Annotated in this window: 26 protein-coding genes; 2 read left to right on the top strand and 24 right to left on the bottom strand. The window is 28.9% G+C overall.

Annotated elements, in window-relative coordinates:
- Window positions 1–4: 4 nt before the first annotated feature.
- Window positions 5–847 (top strand): pantoate--beta-alanine ligase, encoded by an 843-nt coding sequence (gene panC / locus ACTT9C_RS04110; RefSeq protein ID WP_440923239.1) that lies wholly within the window; start codon window positions 5–7, stop codon window positions 845–847.
- Window positions 848–850: 3 nt separating this feature from the next.
- Here the strand turns inward: panC and mgtE are convergent, their stop codons facing one another.
- The gene (gene mgtE / locus ACTT9C_RS04105; protein WP_440923238.1) at window positions 851–2,224 is read right to left on the bottom strand and encodes a magnesium transporter; all 1,374 of its coding nucleotides are present in this window, start codon (window positions 2,222–2,224) and stop codon (window positions 851–853) included.
- A gap of 61 nt (window positions 2,225–2,285) precedes the next feature.
- Here mgtE and lipB point away from each other — a divergent pair, with 61 nt between their 5' ends.
- Entirely contained in the window at window positions 2,286–2,906 is a 621-nt protein-coding gene (gene lipB / locus ACTT9C_RS04100) for a lipoyl(octanoyl) transferase LipB (RefSeq protein WP_440923237.1), read from the top strand.
- Here lipB and ACTT9C_RS04095 read toward each other — a convergent pair.
- The 23 genes from ACTT9C_RS04095 to rplB are packed head-to-tail and all read right to left on the bottom strand — an operon-like array spanning window position 2,884 to window position 14,831.
- On the bottom strand, window positions 2,884–3,801 hold the full coding sequence (locus ACTT9C_RS04095) for an RluA family pseudouridine synthase (protein WP_440923236.1): 918 nt from the start codon (window positions 3,799–3,801) through the stop codon (window positions 2,884–2,886). The genes lipB and ACTT9C_RS04095 overlap by 23 nt on opposite strands.
- Before the next feature lie 8 nt (window positions 3,802–3,809).
- Complete coding sequence (gene rplQ, locus ACTT9C_RS04090; protein WP_440923235.1) at window positions 3,810–4,259, bottom strand: 50S ribosomal protein L17; 450 nt, start codon at window positions 4,257–4,259, stop codon at window positions 3,810–3,812.
- Entirely contained in the window at window positions 4,260–5,288 is a 1,029-nt protein-coding gene (locus tag ACTT9C_RS04085) for a DNA-directed RNA polymerase subunit alpha (RefSeq protein WP_440923234.1), read from the bottom strand. It lies immediately after the preceding gene.
- On the bottom strand, window positions 5,288–5,737 hold the full coding sequence (gene rpsK / locus ACTT9C_RS04080; RefSeq protein WP_440923233.1) for a 30S ribosomal protein S11: 450 nt from the start codon (window positions 5,735–5,737) through the stop codon (window positions 5,288–5,290). The genes ACTT9C_RS04085 and rpsK overlap by 1 nt, the downstream gene beginning before the upstream one ends.
- Window positions 5,738–5,739: 2 nt before the next feature.
- Window positions 5,740–6,123, bottom strand: a complete 384-nt coding sequence (rpsM, locus tag ACTT9C_RS04075; protein ID WP_440923232.1) for a 30S ribosomal protein S13 — start codon at window positions 6,121–6,123, stop codon at window positions 5,740–5,742.
- Between the two features lie 56 nt (window positions 6,124–6,179).
- Window positions 6,180–6,743, bottom strand: a complete 564-nt coding sequence (locus ACTT9C_RS04070) for an adenylate kinase (protein ID WP_440923231.1) — start codon at window positions 6,741–6,743, stop codon at window positions 6,180–6,182.
- An 8-nt stretch (window positions 6,744–6,751) separates the two neighbouring features.
- Window positions 6,752–8,032 carry a preprotein translocase subunit SecY gene (gene secY, locus ACTT9C_RS04065; RefSeq protein WP_440923230.1) on the bottom strand — a complete coding sequence of 427 codons (1,281 nt, stop codon included), beginning with the start codon at window positions 8,030–8,032 and terminating at the stop codon, window positions 6,752–6,754.
- An 11-nt stretch (window positions 8,033–8,043) separates the two neighbouring features.
- The gene (gene rplO, locus ACTT9C_RS04060) at window positions 8,044–8,496 is read right to left on the bottom strand and encodes a 50S ribosomal protein L15 (protein ID WP_440923229.1); all 453 of its coding nucleotides are present in this window, start codon (window positions 8,494–8,496) and stop codon (window positions 8,044–8,046) included.
- On the bottom strand, window positions 8,496–9,011 hold the full coding sequence (gene rpsE, locus ACTT9C_RS04055) for a 30S ribosomal protein S5 (protein ID WP_440923228.1): 516 nt from the start codon (window positions 9,009–9,011) through the stop codon (window positions 8,496–8,498). Before rpsE ends, rplO begins: the two co-directional genes overlap by 1 nt.
- Before the next feature lie 2 nt (window positions 9,012–9,013).
- Window positions 9,014–9,370, bottom strand: coding sequence for a 50S ribosomal protein L18 (rplR, locus tag ACTT9C_RS04050; protein WP_440923227.1), 357 nt, complete (start codon window positions 9,368–9,370; stop codon window positions 9,014–9,016).
- Complete coding sequence (gene rplF, locus ACTT9C_RS04045; protein ID WP_440923226.1) at window positions 9,370–9,909, bottom strand: 50S ribosomal protein L6; 540 nt, start codon at window positions 9,907–9,909, stop codon at window positions 9,370–9,372. Before rplF ends, rplR begins: the two co-directional genes overlap by 1 nt.
- A gap of 1 nt (window position 9,910) precedes the next feature.
- Complete coding sequence (rpsH, locus tag ACTT9C_RS04040) at window positions 9,911–10,306, bottom strand: 30S ribosomal protein S8 (protein ID WP_440923225.1); 396 nt, start codon at window positions 10,304–10,306, stop codon at window positions 9,911–9,913.
- A 12-nt stretch (window positions 10,307–10,318) separates the two neighbouring features.
- Window positions 10,319–10,624 (bottom strand): 30S ribosomal protein S14, encoded by a 306-nt coding sequence (gene rpsN, locus ACTT9C_RS04035; RefSeq protein ID WP_440923224.1) that lies wholly within the window; start codon window positions 10,622–10,624, stop codon window positions 10,319–10,321.
- A 1-nt stretch (window position 10,625) separates the two neighbouring features.
- A complete protein-coding gene (gene rplE, locus ACTT9C_RS04030) occupies window positions 10,626–11,180 on the bottom strand; it encodes a 50S ribosomal protein L5 (RefSeq protein ID WP_440923223.1) in 555 nt (184 codons plus the stop codon).
- The gene (gene rplX, locus ACTT9C_RS04025) at window positions 11,180–11,428 is read right to left on the bottom strand and encodes a 50S ribosomal protein L24 (protein ID WP_440923222.1); all 249 of its coding nucleotides are present in this window, start codon (window positions 11,426–11,428) and stop codon (window positions 11,180–11,182) included. The genes rplE and rplX overlap by 1 nt, the downstream gene beginning before the upstream one ends.
- Window positions 11,428–11,796: a 50S ribosomal protein L14 gene (rplN, locus tag ACTT9C_RS04020; protein WP_440923221.1), complete on the bottom strand. Its 369-nt coding sequence runs from the start codon at window positions 11,794–11,796 to the stop codon at window positions 11,428–11,430. Before rplN ends, rplX begins: the two co-directional genes overlap by 1 nt.
- Entirely contained in the window at window positions 11,796–12,032 is a 237-nt protein-coding gene (rpsQ, locus tag ACTT9C_RS04015; protein ID WP_440923220.1) for a 30S ribosomal protein S17, read from the bottom strand. The genes rplN and rpsQ overlap by 1 nt, the downstream gene beginning before the upstream one ends.
- On the bottom strand, window positions 12,025–12,216 hold the full coding sequence (rpmC, locus tag ACTT9C_RS04010; protein WP_440923219.1) for a 50S ribosomal protein L29: 192 nt from the start codon (window positions 12,214–12,216) through the stop codon (window positions 12,025–12,027). Before rpmC ends, rpsQ begins: the two co-directional genes overlap by 8 nt.
- A 1-nt stretch (window position 12,217) precedes the next feature.
- Window positions 12,218–12,628, bottom strand: coding sequence for a 50S ribosomal protein L16 (gene rplP, locus ACTT9C_RS04005; RefSeq protein ID WP_440923218.1), 411 nt, complete (start codon window positions 12,626–12,628; stop codon window positions 12,218–12,220).
- On the bottom strand, window positions 12,628–13,308 hold the full coding sequence (gene rpsC / locus ACTT9C_RS04000) for a 30S ribosomal protein S3 (RefSeq protein ID WP_440923217.1): 681 nt from the start codon (window positions 13,306–13,308) through the stop codon (window positions 12,628–12,630). Before rpsC ends, rplP begins: the two co-directional genes overlap by 1 nt.
- Window positions 13,292–13,690 (bottom strand): 50S ribosomal protein L22, encoded by a 399-nt coding sequence (gene rplV / locus ACTT9C_RS03995; RefSeq protein WP_440923216.1) that lies wholly within the window; start codon window positions 13,688–13,690, stop codon window positions 13,292–13,294. Before rplV ends, rpsC begins: the two co-directional genes overlap by 17 nt.
- Window positions 13,691–13,692: 2 nt before the next feature.
- A complete protein-coding gene (rpsS, locus tag ACTT9C_RS03990; RefSeq protein WP_440923215.1) occupies window positions 13,693–13,992 on the bottom strand; it encodes a 30S ribosomal protein S19 in 300 nt (99 codons plus the stop codon).
- Window positions 13,992–14,831 carry a 50S ribosomal protein L2 gene (gene rplB / locus ACTT9C_RS03985; RefSeq protein WP_440923214.1) on the bottom strand — a complete coding sequence of 280 codons (840 nt, stop codon included), beginning with the start codon at window positions 14,829–14,831 and terminating at the stop codon, window positions 13,992–13,994. The genes rpsS and rplB overlap by 1 nt, the downstream gene beginning before the upstream one ends.

Here is a 14,831-nt window from a genome sequence, read left to right as displayed (position 1 = left end):
TTAAATGTTTTACTTATTAAAATGTTTTATACAAATGAAAACTTTATTAAACAATTTTGATTTAAATGGGGCATTATTTGGCAATTCAAATATTGGATTTGTGCCTACTATGGGTAGTCTTCATGATGGTCATATCTCATTAATCAAAAAATCTCTAAAACTATCCAATAAAACCATTGTTAGTATATTCATAAATCCTAAACAATTTAATAATAAAAAAGACTACAAGAAATATCCTAGAAACATAAAAAAAGATCTAAGAATATTAAAAAAACTAAAAGTGGATTTTGTTTATTTACCTAAAATCAAAGATATCTACAAAGATAAAAGCAAAATAAAAATTAAACTAAACAAAAAAGATAAAATACTTTGTGCAAAGTTTAGAAAGGGTCATTTTGAAGGAGTAATCGAGGTAATGACACGTTTAACAAAGATAATAAATCCATCAAAAATATTTATGGGTGAAAAAGATTTTCAACAGTTATTATTAGTAAAGAGATATATTGAAAAAAATTTCAAATGTAAAATTATTTTTTGTGAAACAATAAGGGATAAAAATAAACTAGCTTTATCGTCTAGGAATACTCTTTTAAAAAAAGATGATTTAAAAAAAGCAGGTGAGATAGCAAAGAATCTTATTGTTTTTAAAAAAAGATTATTAAATAAGCAAAATTTAAAAGATTTAATTTTTATGAAAAAAAACGAACTTAAAAAAAAATATGATATTAAGATAGATTATCTTGAATTGAGAAATACAAAAAATCTTAGATTAACAAATAAAATTAAAAATGCTAAAATTTTTGTTGCTTATTTTATTAATAAGGTAAGACTAATAGATAACTTTTAATTTTTATAAAAAGTAAGCTCCAACACCTAAAAATGATACGAACCCGATAACATCTGTTATAGTTGTTACAAAAACACTTGATGCTATAGCTGGATCTATATTCATTTTTTTTAGTGTGACAGGCACCAATATCCCAAACAAACCTGCAACGATCATTGTCAAAATCATTGAAATTGAAATTATTAAAGAGAGTATAATATCCTGAAACCATAACTGAACGATAACAGAACTTATAATTGCAAAAATAATTCCATTTAAAATACCAATATTAAATTCTTTAAAAATATTCTGATTAAAATTATTTTTTGTTAAATCATTAGTGGCAAGAGTTCTAACTGTTACAGCTAATGTTTGCATTCCAGCATTTCCACCCATTGATGCAACTATTGGCATCAAGAAAGCTAGAACAACCATTTGTTCGATAGTTGCTCCAAATAAACTAATACAATATGTAGCTAAAAATGCAGTGAAAAGATTTAATAGCAACCAATTAAATCTTCTTTTTGTTTTTGTTATTACTCCATCTGTAATTTCCTCATCACCAACACCTGCTAACCTTAATGCATCTTCCTCTGCCTCTTCTTTTAAAACTGTTAGAACGTCATCTGAAGTGATCATTCCAACTAATTTATTATTTTTATCAATAACACATGCTGAATTTAAGTTATAATTTTCAAATGAGTTACCAACTTCCTCTCTATCCATATCTACAGGAACTAAAAAAATAGAGTCATCCATAATTGATGACATCTTAGTTTCCCTAGCTGTTCTTAGAACTTTAGATGATGGTACAGCACCAATAGGTTTAAAATTTTCATCTACAATGTAAATTTCTAAAAATTGCTCCGGTAAATCTTTATTTTCTCTTAAATAATCAATAGTTTGACCAACAGACCAGTTGCTTGGTATTGCAGTAAATTCCCTCTGCATTATTCTGGCTGCACTATCCTCAGGATAACTAAGGCCCTCCAATAAAGCAAAACGATCTTTAGGTGGTAGTAAACTTAAAATAGAATTTTTATTTTTTTCATCTACATTTTCAAGAATAGCTATAGCATCATCAGATTCTAGGTTTTTCAATATTCTAACTATCGCATCAGAGGAAAGATATTTTATAATTTCAGTTTGAACTGACTCATTTAACTCAACAAAAACTTCGGGATCTATTTTAAAATTATTAAGTTTGATTAAATTTTCTCTATCATTTTGCCCTAAGTGTTCTATGATATCTGCTGCATCAGCAGGATGCATTTCTTTAAAAGAATTTGTGATAAAAGTCGCATCATTATTTGAAATTTTATCAGTGACTACTTTTATGTACTCTTTATTGAATTCAAAATTGACTTTTTTATCTTTGATTTTTTTAATTAAAACCATAAATTTTTCCTATTATTTAGGTCGATCTTTTAATACATAATCAAGAGATTACAATTTTTAAATGAGTATAGAAATTAAAAAGTCCGAAAAACCTGTCATTTATGAAGATGCTAAAAAAATGATGGAGGAAAGATTATTAAATGTCGATCTAAATAAATCAAATGAATTAATTTGGACTTTAGAACATCCAGATATTTATACAGCGGGAACAAGTTATAATCAGAGCGATATTTTAGATAAATCAATTAAGATTTTAGAGACGAATAGAGGAGGTAAAATTACTTATCATGGACCAGGCCAACTAATTTGTTATTTTGTGATAGACCTAAAAAAAAGAAAAAAAGATATAAGAAATTTTATTACAATTATAGAAAAAACAATAATAGATACGTTACAATTTTTTAATATAAAAACTTTTTCAGATAAAGAAAATATTGGAATATGGTACAAAGATAACGAGCAAACAAAAAAGGTAGCTGCGATTGGAGTAAGAATTAGTAAATGGATAGCTTATCATGGTTTTTCAATTAATATTAATAATAACTTGGATAAATATAGAGCGATAATTCCATGTGGCATTAAAGATAAAGGTGTCACAAATCTAAAACAAATTAAAGATCAAGATTATAAAAAATTAGACAAAAAACTAGTTGAAATTTTTATTTCAAATTTGAATGAGTAAGTCTTTTAATTTTTAGTAATTTTCTAAAATAATCTGGTAATAAAGCTTTATAAGTATATTTTTTATCTTTAATCATGAATTTTATTTCGTATGCATGAAGCATTAATTCTTTGTTAATACCAATAGTTTTAGTGAAAGATTTATATTTATTATCCCCATAAATTGAATGACCAATATTAAAAAGTTGTTTTCTTAATTGATGTTTCCTACCAGTAATAGGTTTCATCTCAACAAGACTAGAATTTGAATTTTTATCAATAACTTTGTAAATTGTTTTTGCTTTTTCAATAATTTTTTTTCCGTTATCATAACGTACTAAATCATCATTCCATTCTCCTGAGTTTTTTTCAAGCTCACCATGACATATAGCTAAATAGGTTTTGTGAACTTTTCTCAACCTAAATAATGATGTTAATAATTGTGCAGTTTCTCTATTTTTAGCCATTAAAATAACACCAGATGTATCTTTGTCTAATCTATGAACGGAAAAAGGCTTTGAGCCTGAAAAAATTTCACTTTTTTTGAATATATCAATTAAGTTTTTTCTGGATTTTGTTCCACCCTGAACAGAAATACCAGCGCTCTTATTTAAAACAATAAAATTTTCATTATTATCTATTATTGATTTTTCATTTGATTTAATTATTTGATTAGAAGGTTTAAAACTTATTTTTTTTTGAAAAATTCTCTCTTCAAATTTAAAATCATGTAAATCAATTTTGTCATTTAATTGAATCTTATATGAACTTTTTATCTTTTTTTTATTAACTTTAATTTTGCCTGATCTTAGAGATTTTTCAATTAGTCCTTGAGGTATCTTTCCTATTGTATTGCGTATCCATCTATCAACCCGCATATTATTACACGTTGAGTCAACGATGTAACTTTTTAACATAAAAAATATTATTTTGATGAAGCTACTTGTTTTTTATCTTCTTTTTTTTCAGGCTCTTTTGAAGTGGATTTTTTCTTTTTATCTACTTTTTTTGCTTCAACATCCCTGTCTACAAACTCAATGATTGCCATTGGTGCATTATCACCATATCTAAAACCTGCTTTAATTATTCTTGTATAACCACCTGGTCTTTTCTCGTATCTTTTTGATAATGTTTTTTTAACTTTATTTGCAGATTTAATATCTTGTAACTGTGAAACTAAAGCTTTAGTGTTATGAAGAGTATCTTTCTTACCCAATGTAATAATCTTATCAGCCTGGGGTTTTAAAAACTTTGCCTTTGGTAATGTTGTTTTAATTTGCTCATACTTTATTAAAGAATTAAGCATATTTTTTAACAGTGCTTTTCTATGCTCAGATGTTCTGTTGAGCTTTTTATTAGCAAATCCATGTCTCATTTATATAGCTTCCTCTAATTTTTTGGACATTTCAGCTATGTTGTCTGGTGGCCAGTTTGGTATCTCCATACCTAAATATAATGACATTCCAGTTAGTACTTCTTTGATTTCATTAAGTGATTTTCTACCAAAATTAGGAGTTCTTAACATTTCTCCCTCTGATTTTTGGACAAGATCACCAATGTAAATAATATTATCATTTTTTAAACAATTCATTGATCGAACTGATAATTCAAGTTCATCCACTTTTCTTAATAGATTTTTGTTAAACTCTGGTTCAGTTGATACTTCTTTAACAGGTGCTTCCACAGGTTCATCAAAATTAATGAACATTTTTAATTGATCTTGAAAAATTCTAGCTGAATAAGCTACAGCATCCTCTGCAGATATAGAGCCATCTGTCTCAACTTCCATTGTAAGTTTATCATAATCAAGTGCTTTACCTTCCCTAGCAGTACTTACTGAATAAGATACCTTTTTAACTGGACTATAAAGAGAGTCTATTGCTATTAATCCTAACGGTGGTTCTTCTGGTTTATTAAGTTCAGCTGGAACATAACCCTTACCTGTATTAACATTCATTTCCATATGAAAAGTGGTATTTTCGTCTAAATTACAAATAACTAAATCTGGGTTTAAAATTTCTACATCAGCAACTTGTGTGATATCGGAAGCTTTTATTTCTCCTGGTCCTTTAGCATCTAAGACAAGTTTCTTAGTTCCCTCAGATGAAGATTTTAAAGCTAAAGATTTAACATTCAATACTATATCAGTTACATCTTCTCTTACACCCTTAATTGATGTGAACTCATGAAGTACACCATCAATTTGTATTGATGTTACTGCCGCACCTCTAATGGATGACAATAAAATTCTTCTTAATGAATTACCTAATGTTAGGCCATAACCCTTTTCGAGAGGTTCAGCTATAATTTTAGCTTTAGATAAGTCATCACTCATTTGTACATCGATTTTCGATGGTTTAATAAGTGATTTCCAATTTTTTATGTTAACGTTTTCAGTTTCCATTAAACTCTCCTTTTTTTTGGTGGTCTAGTACCATTGTGTGGCATAGGTGTTGTATCTTTAATTGATAAAATTTTGAATCCTCTAGCTTGTAATGCTCTTAGGGCTGTTTCCCTTCCAGAGCCTGGGCCCTTTACTTCAACGGATAGTGTTTTCATTCCATACTCAAGCGCTTTTGATGCTGCTGCATCAGCAGCTATTTGTGCAGCGTAGGGTGTAGATTTTCTTGATCCTTTAAAACCTTTTTGGCCAGCAGAAGCCCACGAAATAACATTCCCGTTTGTATCTGCTATAGAAATAATAGTATTGTTGAATGTTGATTGTACATATGCAATACCATTTAGTATATTTTTTTTTGTTTTTTTCTTTTTTGAGTAAGAACTTTTTTTTATTTTACTAATTGATTTATCATTTTTTGAATCTTGTTTTTCAACCTTATCAACTTTAGCCATAATTATTTCTTAAGTGGAGTTAATTTTTTACCCGCAATAGCAATTGCCTTCCCTTTTCTGGTTCTTGCATTACATCTAGTTCTCTGACCTCTTACAGGTAATTTTTTTCTATGTCTTGATCCTCTATAGCATGCGAGATCGATTAATCTTTTTATACTCAATGAATAATCTCTTCTTAAATCACCTTCAACTTTAAAATTCTGATCAATATATTCCCTGATTTTTAATATTTCTTCATCAGTTAATTGATTGACACGTTTTCCTTTAGGAATTTTTAGAGAAGTACAAATTTGAGAGGAAAATTTATCACCAATCCCATAAATATAAGTTAAACCTACATGAACAAGTTTATTCTGTGGGATATTTATACCTGCAATACGAGCCATATATTTAGAGATAATTTTCAGCCTTTTATATAAGAAGATCTTTCAAAGTCAACGTCTTAAACCCTTATAAAATTGTCTATTTTAGCAGTAATTTCCTCAATTTTAGAAGCACCGTCTATTTCATAAAAATTTGGATTTGTAGAGTAGAAATCTAAAACTGGCTTAGTAGTTTCCATATATTTATCAAATCTTTTAATTGTAGTATTTAAATCATCATCTGATCTTTTTTCTAAAATTTTCCTTTGTTCAATTCTTTTAATAATAGTCTCTTTATTTACATTAAGAAAAAAAACAAAATCTATTTTTTGATCAGTCTTTTTTAATAAAATATCTAAGTTTTGAGCTTGAGATAAAGATCTAGGATATCCATCAAAGATTAATCTATTTTTCTTTTGTGGATCAAGTAATACATTTTCAATAAGTGTATTTACTATTTGATCACTTACAAATTTTCCATCGTCCATATCGTTTACAATTTTTTTTCCTATTTCACTATTCTTTTGGATCTCATCTCTGAGCATATCTCCAGTTGATATTTGAAAATTGTTTAGCTTTTTAACTAAGTATTTCGCTTGAGTACCTTTGCCAGCTCCCGGAGGTCCAAATAAAATTAAGTTCACTTTTTTATCTATTTACTAAATTTAGTTTTCTTAATTAATTGTTCATATTGTGAGCTCATAAGTCTAGTTTGGATCTGTGTTACAGTATCAATAGCAACAACAACTACAATTAAGACTGATGTACCACCTAAATAAAATGGAATTGGATAATTTGCAATTAAGAATTCAGGCATCAAACAAACCAAAGTTAGATATAATGCCCCAATTGTAGTTAATCTAGTTAGAATATTTTCAATATAAATTGCTGTACTTTCTCCAGGTCTAATACCAGGTACAAATCCTCCATATTTTCTTAAATTATCAGCTGTTTCATTAGGGTTAAATGTTATAGAGGTGTAAAAAAAAGTAAAAAATATTATCCCTGATGCAAACAACAACATATAAAGTGGTTGTCCTTGTGTAAAATAAGAGCTTAAATTTAAAAATGTTTCATTTTCAGAAATATTAAAATTTGAAAACGTTACTGGCAATAAAAGTAAAGCAGAAGCAAAAATAGCTGGAATAACTCCTGCTTGGTTGATTTTTAGCGGTAAATGTGAAGACTCACCACCATACATTTTATTACCCATTTGTCTTTTTGGATAATTAATCAAAATTTTTCTTAATGCTCTTTCCATAAATACAATGAATAAAATAGTAATTATTAATAAAACAAATATTCCTATGATCATTAAAGTTGATATAGCTCCAGTTCTTCCTAATTCAAAAGTCGTAACTAAAGCTCTTGGTATTTCTGCAACGATGCCAGCAAAAATTATTAAAGAAATTCCATTACCTATACCCCTTTGTGTTATTTGTTCCCCTAACCACATTAAAAAAATTGTTCCCGCAACAATAGTGGTAACAGTAGAAATTTTAAAGAAAACACCAGGGTTGATAACCAAATTTGCAGATGACTCTAAACCAACAGATAATCCGTAACCTTGAACTGTTGCAAGTAACACTGTTCCGTATCTTGTTATTTGAGTAATTTTAGCTCTACCAGTTTCTCCTTGAGCTTTAAGATTTTTAAAATAATCTGATACACCTGTTAGCAATTGAATAATAATTGAGGAAGATATATATGGCATTATTCCTAATGCAAAAATCGCCATTCTGCTCACAGCTCCGCCAGCAAAAACGTTGAACATTCCAAGCAATCCTTTTTGATTTCCTTCCATCAAAATTTTAAGTTGCTCAGGATCGATACCAGGCAATGGAACAAATGTGCCAAATCTATAGACTGCTAAAATTGCGATAGTAAATATTATTCTGTTTCTTAAATCGCTACTTGAAGATAAAGAACTCATTTAATATGAAATTATTTTTTTAGTTGTATAGATCCACCAACTTTTTCAAGTTTTTCTAAAGCCGATTTTGATGCCAAATCTGCTTCAATGTTAATTTTATCCTTTATTTCACCGGTGCCTAAAATTTTAAGTTTATTTGAATTTTTGTTAATTAATTTTAGTTTTTTTAACGAAGCAGTATTTATAACACTTTTTGTATCTATAGTTTTTTTATTTATAAAAGATTGAATTTTTTCTAAATTTAAAACTGCAATATTATCTCTTTTAATAGGATTAAAACCTCTTTTTGGTAGTCTTCTATAAAGAGGCATTTGACCGCCCTCAAAACTTTTAATAGCAACACCAGACCTAGATTTTTGACCTTTTACACCTCTTCCAGATGTTTTTCCTTTACCAGAGCCAATTCCTCTCCCAACTCTAGTTTTTAATTTATTAATCTTTGATCTATTATTTAATTCTATCATTATCCTCTTTTTTCAATTATTTCTGAGATTTTTTTGTTTCTAATTGATGAAATTTGTTTTGGAGAATTTTGTTTCATAAGTGCTTTTAGGGTTGCTCTTATAACATTGTGAGCATTTGAAGTACCCATAGATTTTGCAACAATATCTTTAACTCCCAAGACTTCACATACTGCTCTTACAGGACCACCTGCAATTATTCCGGTTCCTTTAGAGGCAGATCTTAAGATAATACGACCTGATCCATCTTTTGCCTTCACATCATGATGAATTGTTCTTCCTTCTCTCAAAGGTATGTGAATTAGTTTTCTTCTAGCAATTTCATTCGCTTTTTTGATTGCATCAGGAACTTGTTTAGCCTTTGCATGAGCTATACCTATTTTTCCTGCTTGATTACCTACAACGACTAAAGCTGAAAAACCAAATCTTCTACCACCTTTAACAACTTTTGTTATTCTATTTATATGAACTAATTTTTCCAAAATGTCATCTGACTTTTTTTCTTTAAATTTTTCCATTTTTAAAAATCCATTCCATTTTTTCTTAATGTTTCAGCAAAAATCTTTACTCTTCCGTGATATTTGTAAATTCCCCTATCAAAATATATTTTGCTTATTTTTTTTTCTTGTGCTTTTTTAGCTAATTTTTCAGCAACTATTACTGATAATTCGGATTTATTTTTTGTTTTGCTCTCTTTTATATCTTTCTCGACAGAAGAAGCCGAAAGAAGAGTAATATTTTTCGTGTCATCAATGATTTGCGCTGAAATATTTTTAGTTGATCTAAAAATGCTTAATCTGAATCTTCCAGCTTTAGCTATCTTTTTAAGTTTATTTGTTACTCTAAATTTTTTTCTTTTACTCGTATTTAATTTCATTATTTTTTCTTACCTTCTTTTTTCAAAATATATTGACCCTTTTCTCTAATACCTTTTCCTTTGTATGGCTCAATTTTTCTTAAAGTCTTAATTTTTGATGCGACGGATCCAACTAATTGTTTATCAAAACCTGATATTTTAAGCGTAGTTTGTTTTTCAACAGCAATTTTAATACCCTCAGGAATGTTAAAATTAATATCATGACTATAACCAAGTTGTAGATTTAATTGATTACCTTTTAACGCTGCTCTATAACCTACACCTACTAACTCTAAAATTTTTTCATATCCTTTAATTGACCCAATAACTGCATTATTGATCAAACTTCTATTCATACCCCATAATCTTTTTGTATTTTGATCTATTTTTTTAGGTTTAATTGATATTTCTTTACCCTCTTTGATATCTAAATTAAACATATCTAGATCAATACTTAGAGATTTTTTACCAAGTGGTCCCTCAATATTTAACATATTACCAGCAATAGCAACTTTAACTTTTTCTGGTATTGAAATATTTATTTTTCCTATTTTAGACATTTTAAAAAACCTTACAAATTATTTCACCACCAACTTTGTGTTTTCTTGCATCAATATCAGTCATGACACCTTTTGGTGTAGATAATATCGCAATACCTAAACCATTATTTATTTTTGGAAGACTATCTGCACTTGAAAATATTCTTCTTCCTGGCTTAGAGACTCTTTCAAAATTATTTATAACTGGGTTTCCTGAATGGTATTTTAATTCTAATGATAAAATATTCTTTTTTTCTTCACTTGAAACTTTAAAATCTTTTATAAACCCCTCATTTTTTAATATGTCAGCAATTTTACTTTTAAAGTTTGAGGATGGTAAATCTACTTTTTTGTGATTTCTAGCTTGAGCATTCTTAACTCTTGCTATCATATCTCCGATTGGGTCACTTAAACTCATAATTTTTCCTTTCTACCAACTCGATTTAACTAAACCTGGGATTTTTCCCTGTAATCCGAGTTGTCTTAATGCAATTCTTGATATTTTTAATTTTCTGTATACTCCGTGAGGTCTTCCAGTAATTTGACATCTATTCATAACTCTTATTTTTGCAGAATTTCTTGGTAATTTTGATAGCTTTTGTTGTGCTTTAAATCTTTCCTCTAGAGAAATCTTTTTATCCATTACTATCTTTTTTAATTTTGCTCTTTTATTAAATAATCTGTCTGAAAGTTTTATTCTTCTATTATTTTTATTTATTGAACTCAATTTTGCCATTTTAATTTTCTCCTTTTTTTATGAATGGAAAATTTAATTTGTTTAATAAAGCCAAACTTTGATCTTTATTTTTAGATGATATTACAATTACAATATCTAAACCTCTAACTTTATCCGCTCTATCAAAACTTACTTCTGGAAATATAATATGTTCTTTAATACCAAAAGTGTAATTACCAAATTTATCAAATCCATTTGGAGATAATCCTCTAAAATCTTTTACTCTAGGCAAAGCAATATTTACTAATCTATCAAGAAATTCATACATTCTGTTTTTTCTTAAAGTTACCTTTAAGCCTGCGCTAGCTCCTTTTCTTGTTTTAAAGTTTGCAACTGATTTTTTAAATTTTGTAACAACTGGTTTTTGGCCAGTAATTTTAGCTAAATCTTCCTCGCATGACTTCAGCGTTTTGGAGTCGTTTCCATCCAGTCCTAAACCCATATTTAAAACAATTTTTTTAATTTTTGGTCCCATATTTAAGTTTTTCAATTTAAATTCAGCTTTCAAAGCTGGCTGAATTTCCTTAAAATAAATTTCTTTTAATCTTGGTGTCATTATTTTTTACCTGCAGATTTTTTAGCTTTCTTTTGATTATCAACCAATTTTAGGTTAGATAAATGTATAAAATTTTCTTTTGAAAAAATTCCACCTTTTTTTTCTTTTGTAGTTTTAATGTGTTTTTTAATCATATTAAGATCTTTTACTTTTGCTCTATTATTTGATCTATCTATTTCAATTACTTCACCCTCTTTAGCTTTATCTTTTCCAGCAAGAATTTTAACTTTTAAGCCTTTTTTAATCATTATATTACCTCTGGTGCTAGTGAAATTATTTTCATTTGTCCTCTTGTTCTCAATTCTCTCGTCACAGGACCAAAAATTCTAGTTCCAACTGGTTCACCTTTATCATCAACTAATACAGCTGCATTATTATCAAATCTTACTTTTGATCCATCATCTCTGTGAATGCCTTTTTTTACTCTTACTACTACAGCTTTATGAACAGAACCTTTTTTGACTTTTCCCTTAGGTATAGCCTCTTTTACAGCAATTACTATTGTGTCTCCAATACTAGCGTATCTTCTTTTCGAGCCACCAAGCACTTTAATACATTCTATTTTTTTTGCTCCTGTATTATCAGCAACTTGTAATTCTGTTTGTACCTGTATCATTATTTTGAATTCTCCATCACCTTAAATTTTTTGTTTTTAGAAAAAGGCTTACTCTCAATAATTGTAACTTTGTCGCCTTCTTTATATTTATTATTTTCATCGTGTGCATTATATTTTTTTCTTACTTTCACAACTTTTTTTAATACTGGATGGGAATATTTTCTTTCAATCATTACAGTGATTGTTTTATTTGGTTTATCACTAACTACTATTCCTGTTAAAATTTTCTTAGGCATTTATTTTTCCTTTTAATATTGTCTTTAATCTTGCAATTGTTTTTTTAGTTTCATTAATTTTTGAAGGATTCGTAACCTGAGAATTAATCTTTTGAAATCTAAAGTTAAACAAATCTTTTTTTGATTTGTCGATATTCTTTAAAATTTCATCTTTTGAAAGTTTTTTTATTTCTTGTTTTTTCATTTTATAAAAATCTTTTTATTGTTTTAGTTTTAATAGGTAGTTTTGCTGAAGCCTTATACAATGCCTCTTTTGCAATTTCCTCAGAAACACCATCGACCTCAAATAAAATTCTTCCGGGCTTAACTCTGCAAGCATAATATTCGGGCGAACCTTTTCCTTTACCCATACGTACTTCAATTGGTTTTTTGGAGACTGGAATGTTTGGAAATATTCTCGTCCATACCCTACCTTGTCTTTTCATATGTCGGGTTAATGCTACTCTGGCAGCTTCTATTTGTTTACCAGTTACTCTTTCTGGGGTAAGTGCTTTAAGTGCGTATGCACCATAATTAATTAAATTAGCTCGTGAAGCATTTCCATGTATTCTTCCTTTGTGAGCTTTTCTCCACTTTGTTCTTACAGGTTGAAGCATTATTCTTTACCTTCAGTTAAAATTATTTTGTTTGTTTCTTGGCTAAATTCTTTTGCGAAGACTTCACCTTTGTAGATCCAAACTTTGATACCAATTATGCCATATGTTGTTAATGCCTCTGCTTCAGCATAATCTATATCTGCTCTTAGCGTATGAGAAGGTATAGATCCGTCTCTTAACCATTCTGTCCTAGCAATTTCATTTCCACCAAGTCTGCCACTAACAGAAACCTTAATCCCTTTAGCTCCTAGTCTTAAGCAAGATTGCATAGCTCTTTTCATTGCACGTCTATAAGAAATTCTTTTAACTAATTGTTGTGCTATATTTTCTGCAACTAAATATGCATTAGTCTCAGGTTTTTTTACCTCTTTAATATTTAATGTGATTTCATTTTTTGTGAATTTTGACAAATTATTCTTAATCTTGTCAATATCACTTCCCTTTTTTCCAATAACAAAACCTGGTCTAGATGTATATATAGTAACATAACATTTATTAGAAGTTCTCTCTATCATCACTTTTGAGACACCAGAATTAATAACATTTTTTTTTATGTATTCTCTGATTTTAAAATCTTCTATTAGATAGTTTCCAAAATCTTTCTTTTTAGCGTACCAAACAGAGTCCCAACCTCTATTAACTCCTAATCTAAAACCTACTGGATTAACTTTTTGTCCCATGACCCTCCATCTTATTTGCCTCAGATAATATTATAGTTACACTAGAATAAGGTTTTAATATAGGTGCAGCTCTACCTTTTGCTCTAGGTCTAAATCTTTTCATGGTAATTTTTTTTCCACAATAAGCTTCTTTGATAACTAATTTATCAATATCATATTGGAAGTTATTCTCTGCATTTGCTACTGCCGAGCTAATTGTCTTTCTAATATCTTTAGTAATTCTTTTTTCTGAAAATTCCAAATCTCTTATAGCTAAATCAACTTTTTTTCCTACAATTTCTCTTAATATTGGATTTAATTTTCTAACACTTGACCTAATATTATTATTTACAGATTTAACTGTTTTTTCTTTTTTTATTTCCTTTTTAATCTTTTTGGTCATAATTATTTTTTAACCTCTGCCTCAGCCGGTTTAGCTTTTTTATCCGCTGGAGTATGACCAAAAAAAGTTCTTGTTGGTGCAAACTCCCCTAATTTGTGGCCTACCATGTCTTCAGATACAGTTATTGGTACAAATTTTTTACCATTATAAATTAAAAAACTCACACCAACAAAATCTGGTAAAATAGTCGATTTTCTTGACCATGTTTTAATAGGTATCTTTTTTGGATCTGTTTTGTACTTATCAACTTTTTTCATTAAGCTTTCTTCTACAAAAGGACCTTTCCAAACTGCTCTAGCCATTATTTAGTATCCTTTCGTTTATTTCTTCTTTTAACAATAAATTTATCTGTTCGTTTATTGTCTCGAGTTTTAAGACCTTTTGCTGATTGCCCTTTAGGAGAAACTGGATGTCTTCCACCTGCACTTTTTCCTTCTCCACCGCCATGAGGGTGATCTACTGGATTTTTAACAACTCCTCTTGTATGTGGTCTTCTTCCAAGCCACCTGGATCTACCTGCTTTACCAATTTTTATATTTTTTTGATCCGGATTACTTAAAACGCCAATTGTAGCTAATGATCTTGAATCTATTTTTCTTACTTCTCCAGAGGCTAACTTTATCAGGCTATAGTTGCCATCTAATCCACTTATAGTGACTGAAGTTCCTGCTGATCTAGCTATTTTACCACCACCACCTGGTTGAATTTCAACATTATGAATATCTATTCCAACAGGTATATCCTGTAACGGCATGCAATTACCAATCTTAATTTCTTTTTTAGATCCATTTTCAACAAAATCTCCAACTTTAATTTTTTGTGGAGCTAAATAATATGAATGTGTATTGTCATCAAATTTCACTAACATTATGTAACAAGATCTATTCGGGTCATATTCTATCCTCTCAACTTTCGCTGGAGCATCAAATTTTTTTCTATAAAAATCAACATGCCTGTACATCTTTTTATGTCCTCCTGCACGGTTTATAGAAGTTATATGGCCATTATTATTTCTCCCTTTCATAGAATTTTTAGGGGAAACCAATCCTTTAAAAGGTTTACCTTTCCAGAGACCATCTCTATTAATTAAAATAGTACCTCTGGTTGACTTTGTATAGGGTTTAAAAGTTTTTAGTGCCAT

The sequence above is a fragment of the Candidatus Pelagibacter sp. genome (genome assembly GCF_052049575.1).
Taxonomy (GTDB): Bacteria; Pseudomonadota; Alphaproteobacteria; order Pelagibacterales; family Pelagibacteraceae; genus Pelagibacter.
This window is presented reverse-complemented; position numbering and strand designations above follow the sequence as displayed.

Coding starts and splice junctions, on each gene's coding strand:
- rpsK (WP_440923233.1), bottom strand. CDS start 5,737: ATGGCTAAAGTTGATAAGGTTGAAAAACAAGATTCAAAAAATGATAAA.
- rpsQ (WP_440923220.1), bottom strand. CDS start 12,032: ATGCCTAAGAAAATTTTAACAGGAATAGTAGTTAGTGATAAACCAAAT.
- mgtE (WP_440923238.1), bottom strand. CDS start 2,224: ATGGTTTTAATTAAAAAAATCAAAGATAAAAAAGTCAATTTTGAATTC.
- rplO (WP_440923229.1), bottom strand. CDS start 8,496: ATGATAGAATTAAATAATAGATCAAAGATTAATAAATTAAAAACTAGA.
- rpsN (WP_440923224.1), bottom strand. CDS start 10,624: ATGGCAAAATTGAGTTCAATAAATAAAAATAATAGAAGAATAAAACTT.
- rplR (WP_440923227.1), bottom strand. CDS start 9,370: ATGAAATTAAATACGAGTAAAAGAAAAAAATTTAGAGTAACAAATAAA.
- secY (WP_440923230.1), bottom strand. CDS start 8,032: ATGAGTTCTTTATCTTCAAGTAGCGATTTAAGAAACAGAATAATATTT.
- rplN (WP_440923221.1), bottom strand. CDS start 11,796: ATGATACAGGTACAAACAGAATTACAAGTTGCTGATAATACAGGAGCA.
- rplX (WP_440923222.1), bottom strand. CDS start 11,428: ATGATTAAAAAAGGCTTAAAAGTTAAAATTCTTGCTGGAAAAGATAAA.
- rpsS (WP_440923215.1), bottom strand. CDS start 13,992: ATGGCTAGAGCAGTTTGGAAAGGTCCTTTTGTAGAAGAAAGCTTAATG.
- rplE (WP_440923223.1), bottom strand. CDS start 11,180: ATGACACCAAGATTAAAAGAAATTTATTTTAAGGAAATTCAGCCAGCT.
- rplP (WP_440923218.1), bottom strand. CDS start 12,628: ATGCTTCAACCTGTAAGAACAAAGTGGAGAAAAGCTCACAAAGGAAGA.
- rpsE (WP_440923228.1), bottom strand. CDS start 9,011: ATGGAAAAATTTAAAGAAAAAAAGTCAGATGACATTTTGGAAAAATTA.
- rplQ (WP_440923235.1), bottom strand. CDS start 4,259: ATGAGACATGGATTTGCTAATAAAAAGCTCAACAGAACATCTGAGCAT.
- rplV (WP_440923216.1), bottom strand. CDS start 13,690: ATGACCAAAAAGATTAAAAAGGAAATAAAAAAAGAAAAAACAGTTAAA.
- rpsM (WP_440923232.1), bottom strand. CDS start 6,123: ATGGCTCGTATTGCAGGTATAAATATCCCACAGAATAAACTTGTTCAT.
- rplB (WP_440923214.1), bottom strand. CDS start 14,831: ATGGCACTAAAAACTTTTAAACCCTATACAAAGTCAACCAGAGGTACT.
- ACTT9C_RS04085 (WP_440923234.1), bottom strand. CDS start 5,288: ATGGAAACTGAAAACGTTAACATAAAAAATTGGAAATCACTTATTAAA.
- rpsH (WP_440923225.1), bottom strand. CDS start 10,306: ATGAGTTTAAGTGACCCAATCGGAGATATGATAGCAAGAGTTAAGAAT.
- rpsC (WP_440923217.1), bottom strand. CDS start 13,308: ATGGGACAAAAAGTTAATCCAGTAGGTTTTAGATTAGGAGTTAATAGA.
- ACTT9C_RS04095 (WP_440923236.1), bottom strand. CDS start 3,801: ATGTTAAAAAGTTACATCGTTGACTCAACGTGTAATAATATGCGGGTT.
- rpmC (WP_440923219.1), bottom strand. CDS start 12,216: ATGAAAAAACAAGAAATAAAAAAACTTTCAAAAGATGAAATTTTAAAG.
- lipB (WP_440923237.1), top strand. CDS start 2,286: ATGAGTATAGAAATTAAAAAGTCCGAAAAACCTGTCATTTATGAAGAT.
- panC (WP_440923239.1), top strand. CDS start 5: ATGTTTTACTTATTAAAATGTTTTATACAAATGAAAACTTTATTAAAC.
- rplF (WP_440923226.1), bottom strand. CDS start 9,909: ATGTCTAAAATAGGAAAAATAAATATTTCAATACCAGAAAAAGTTAAA.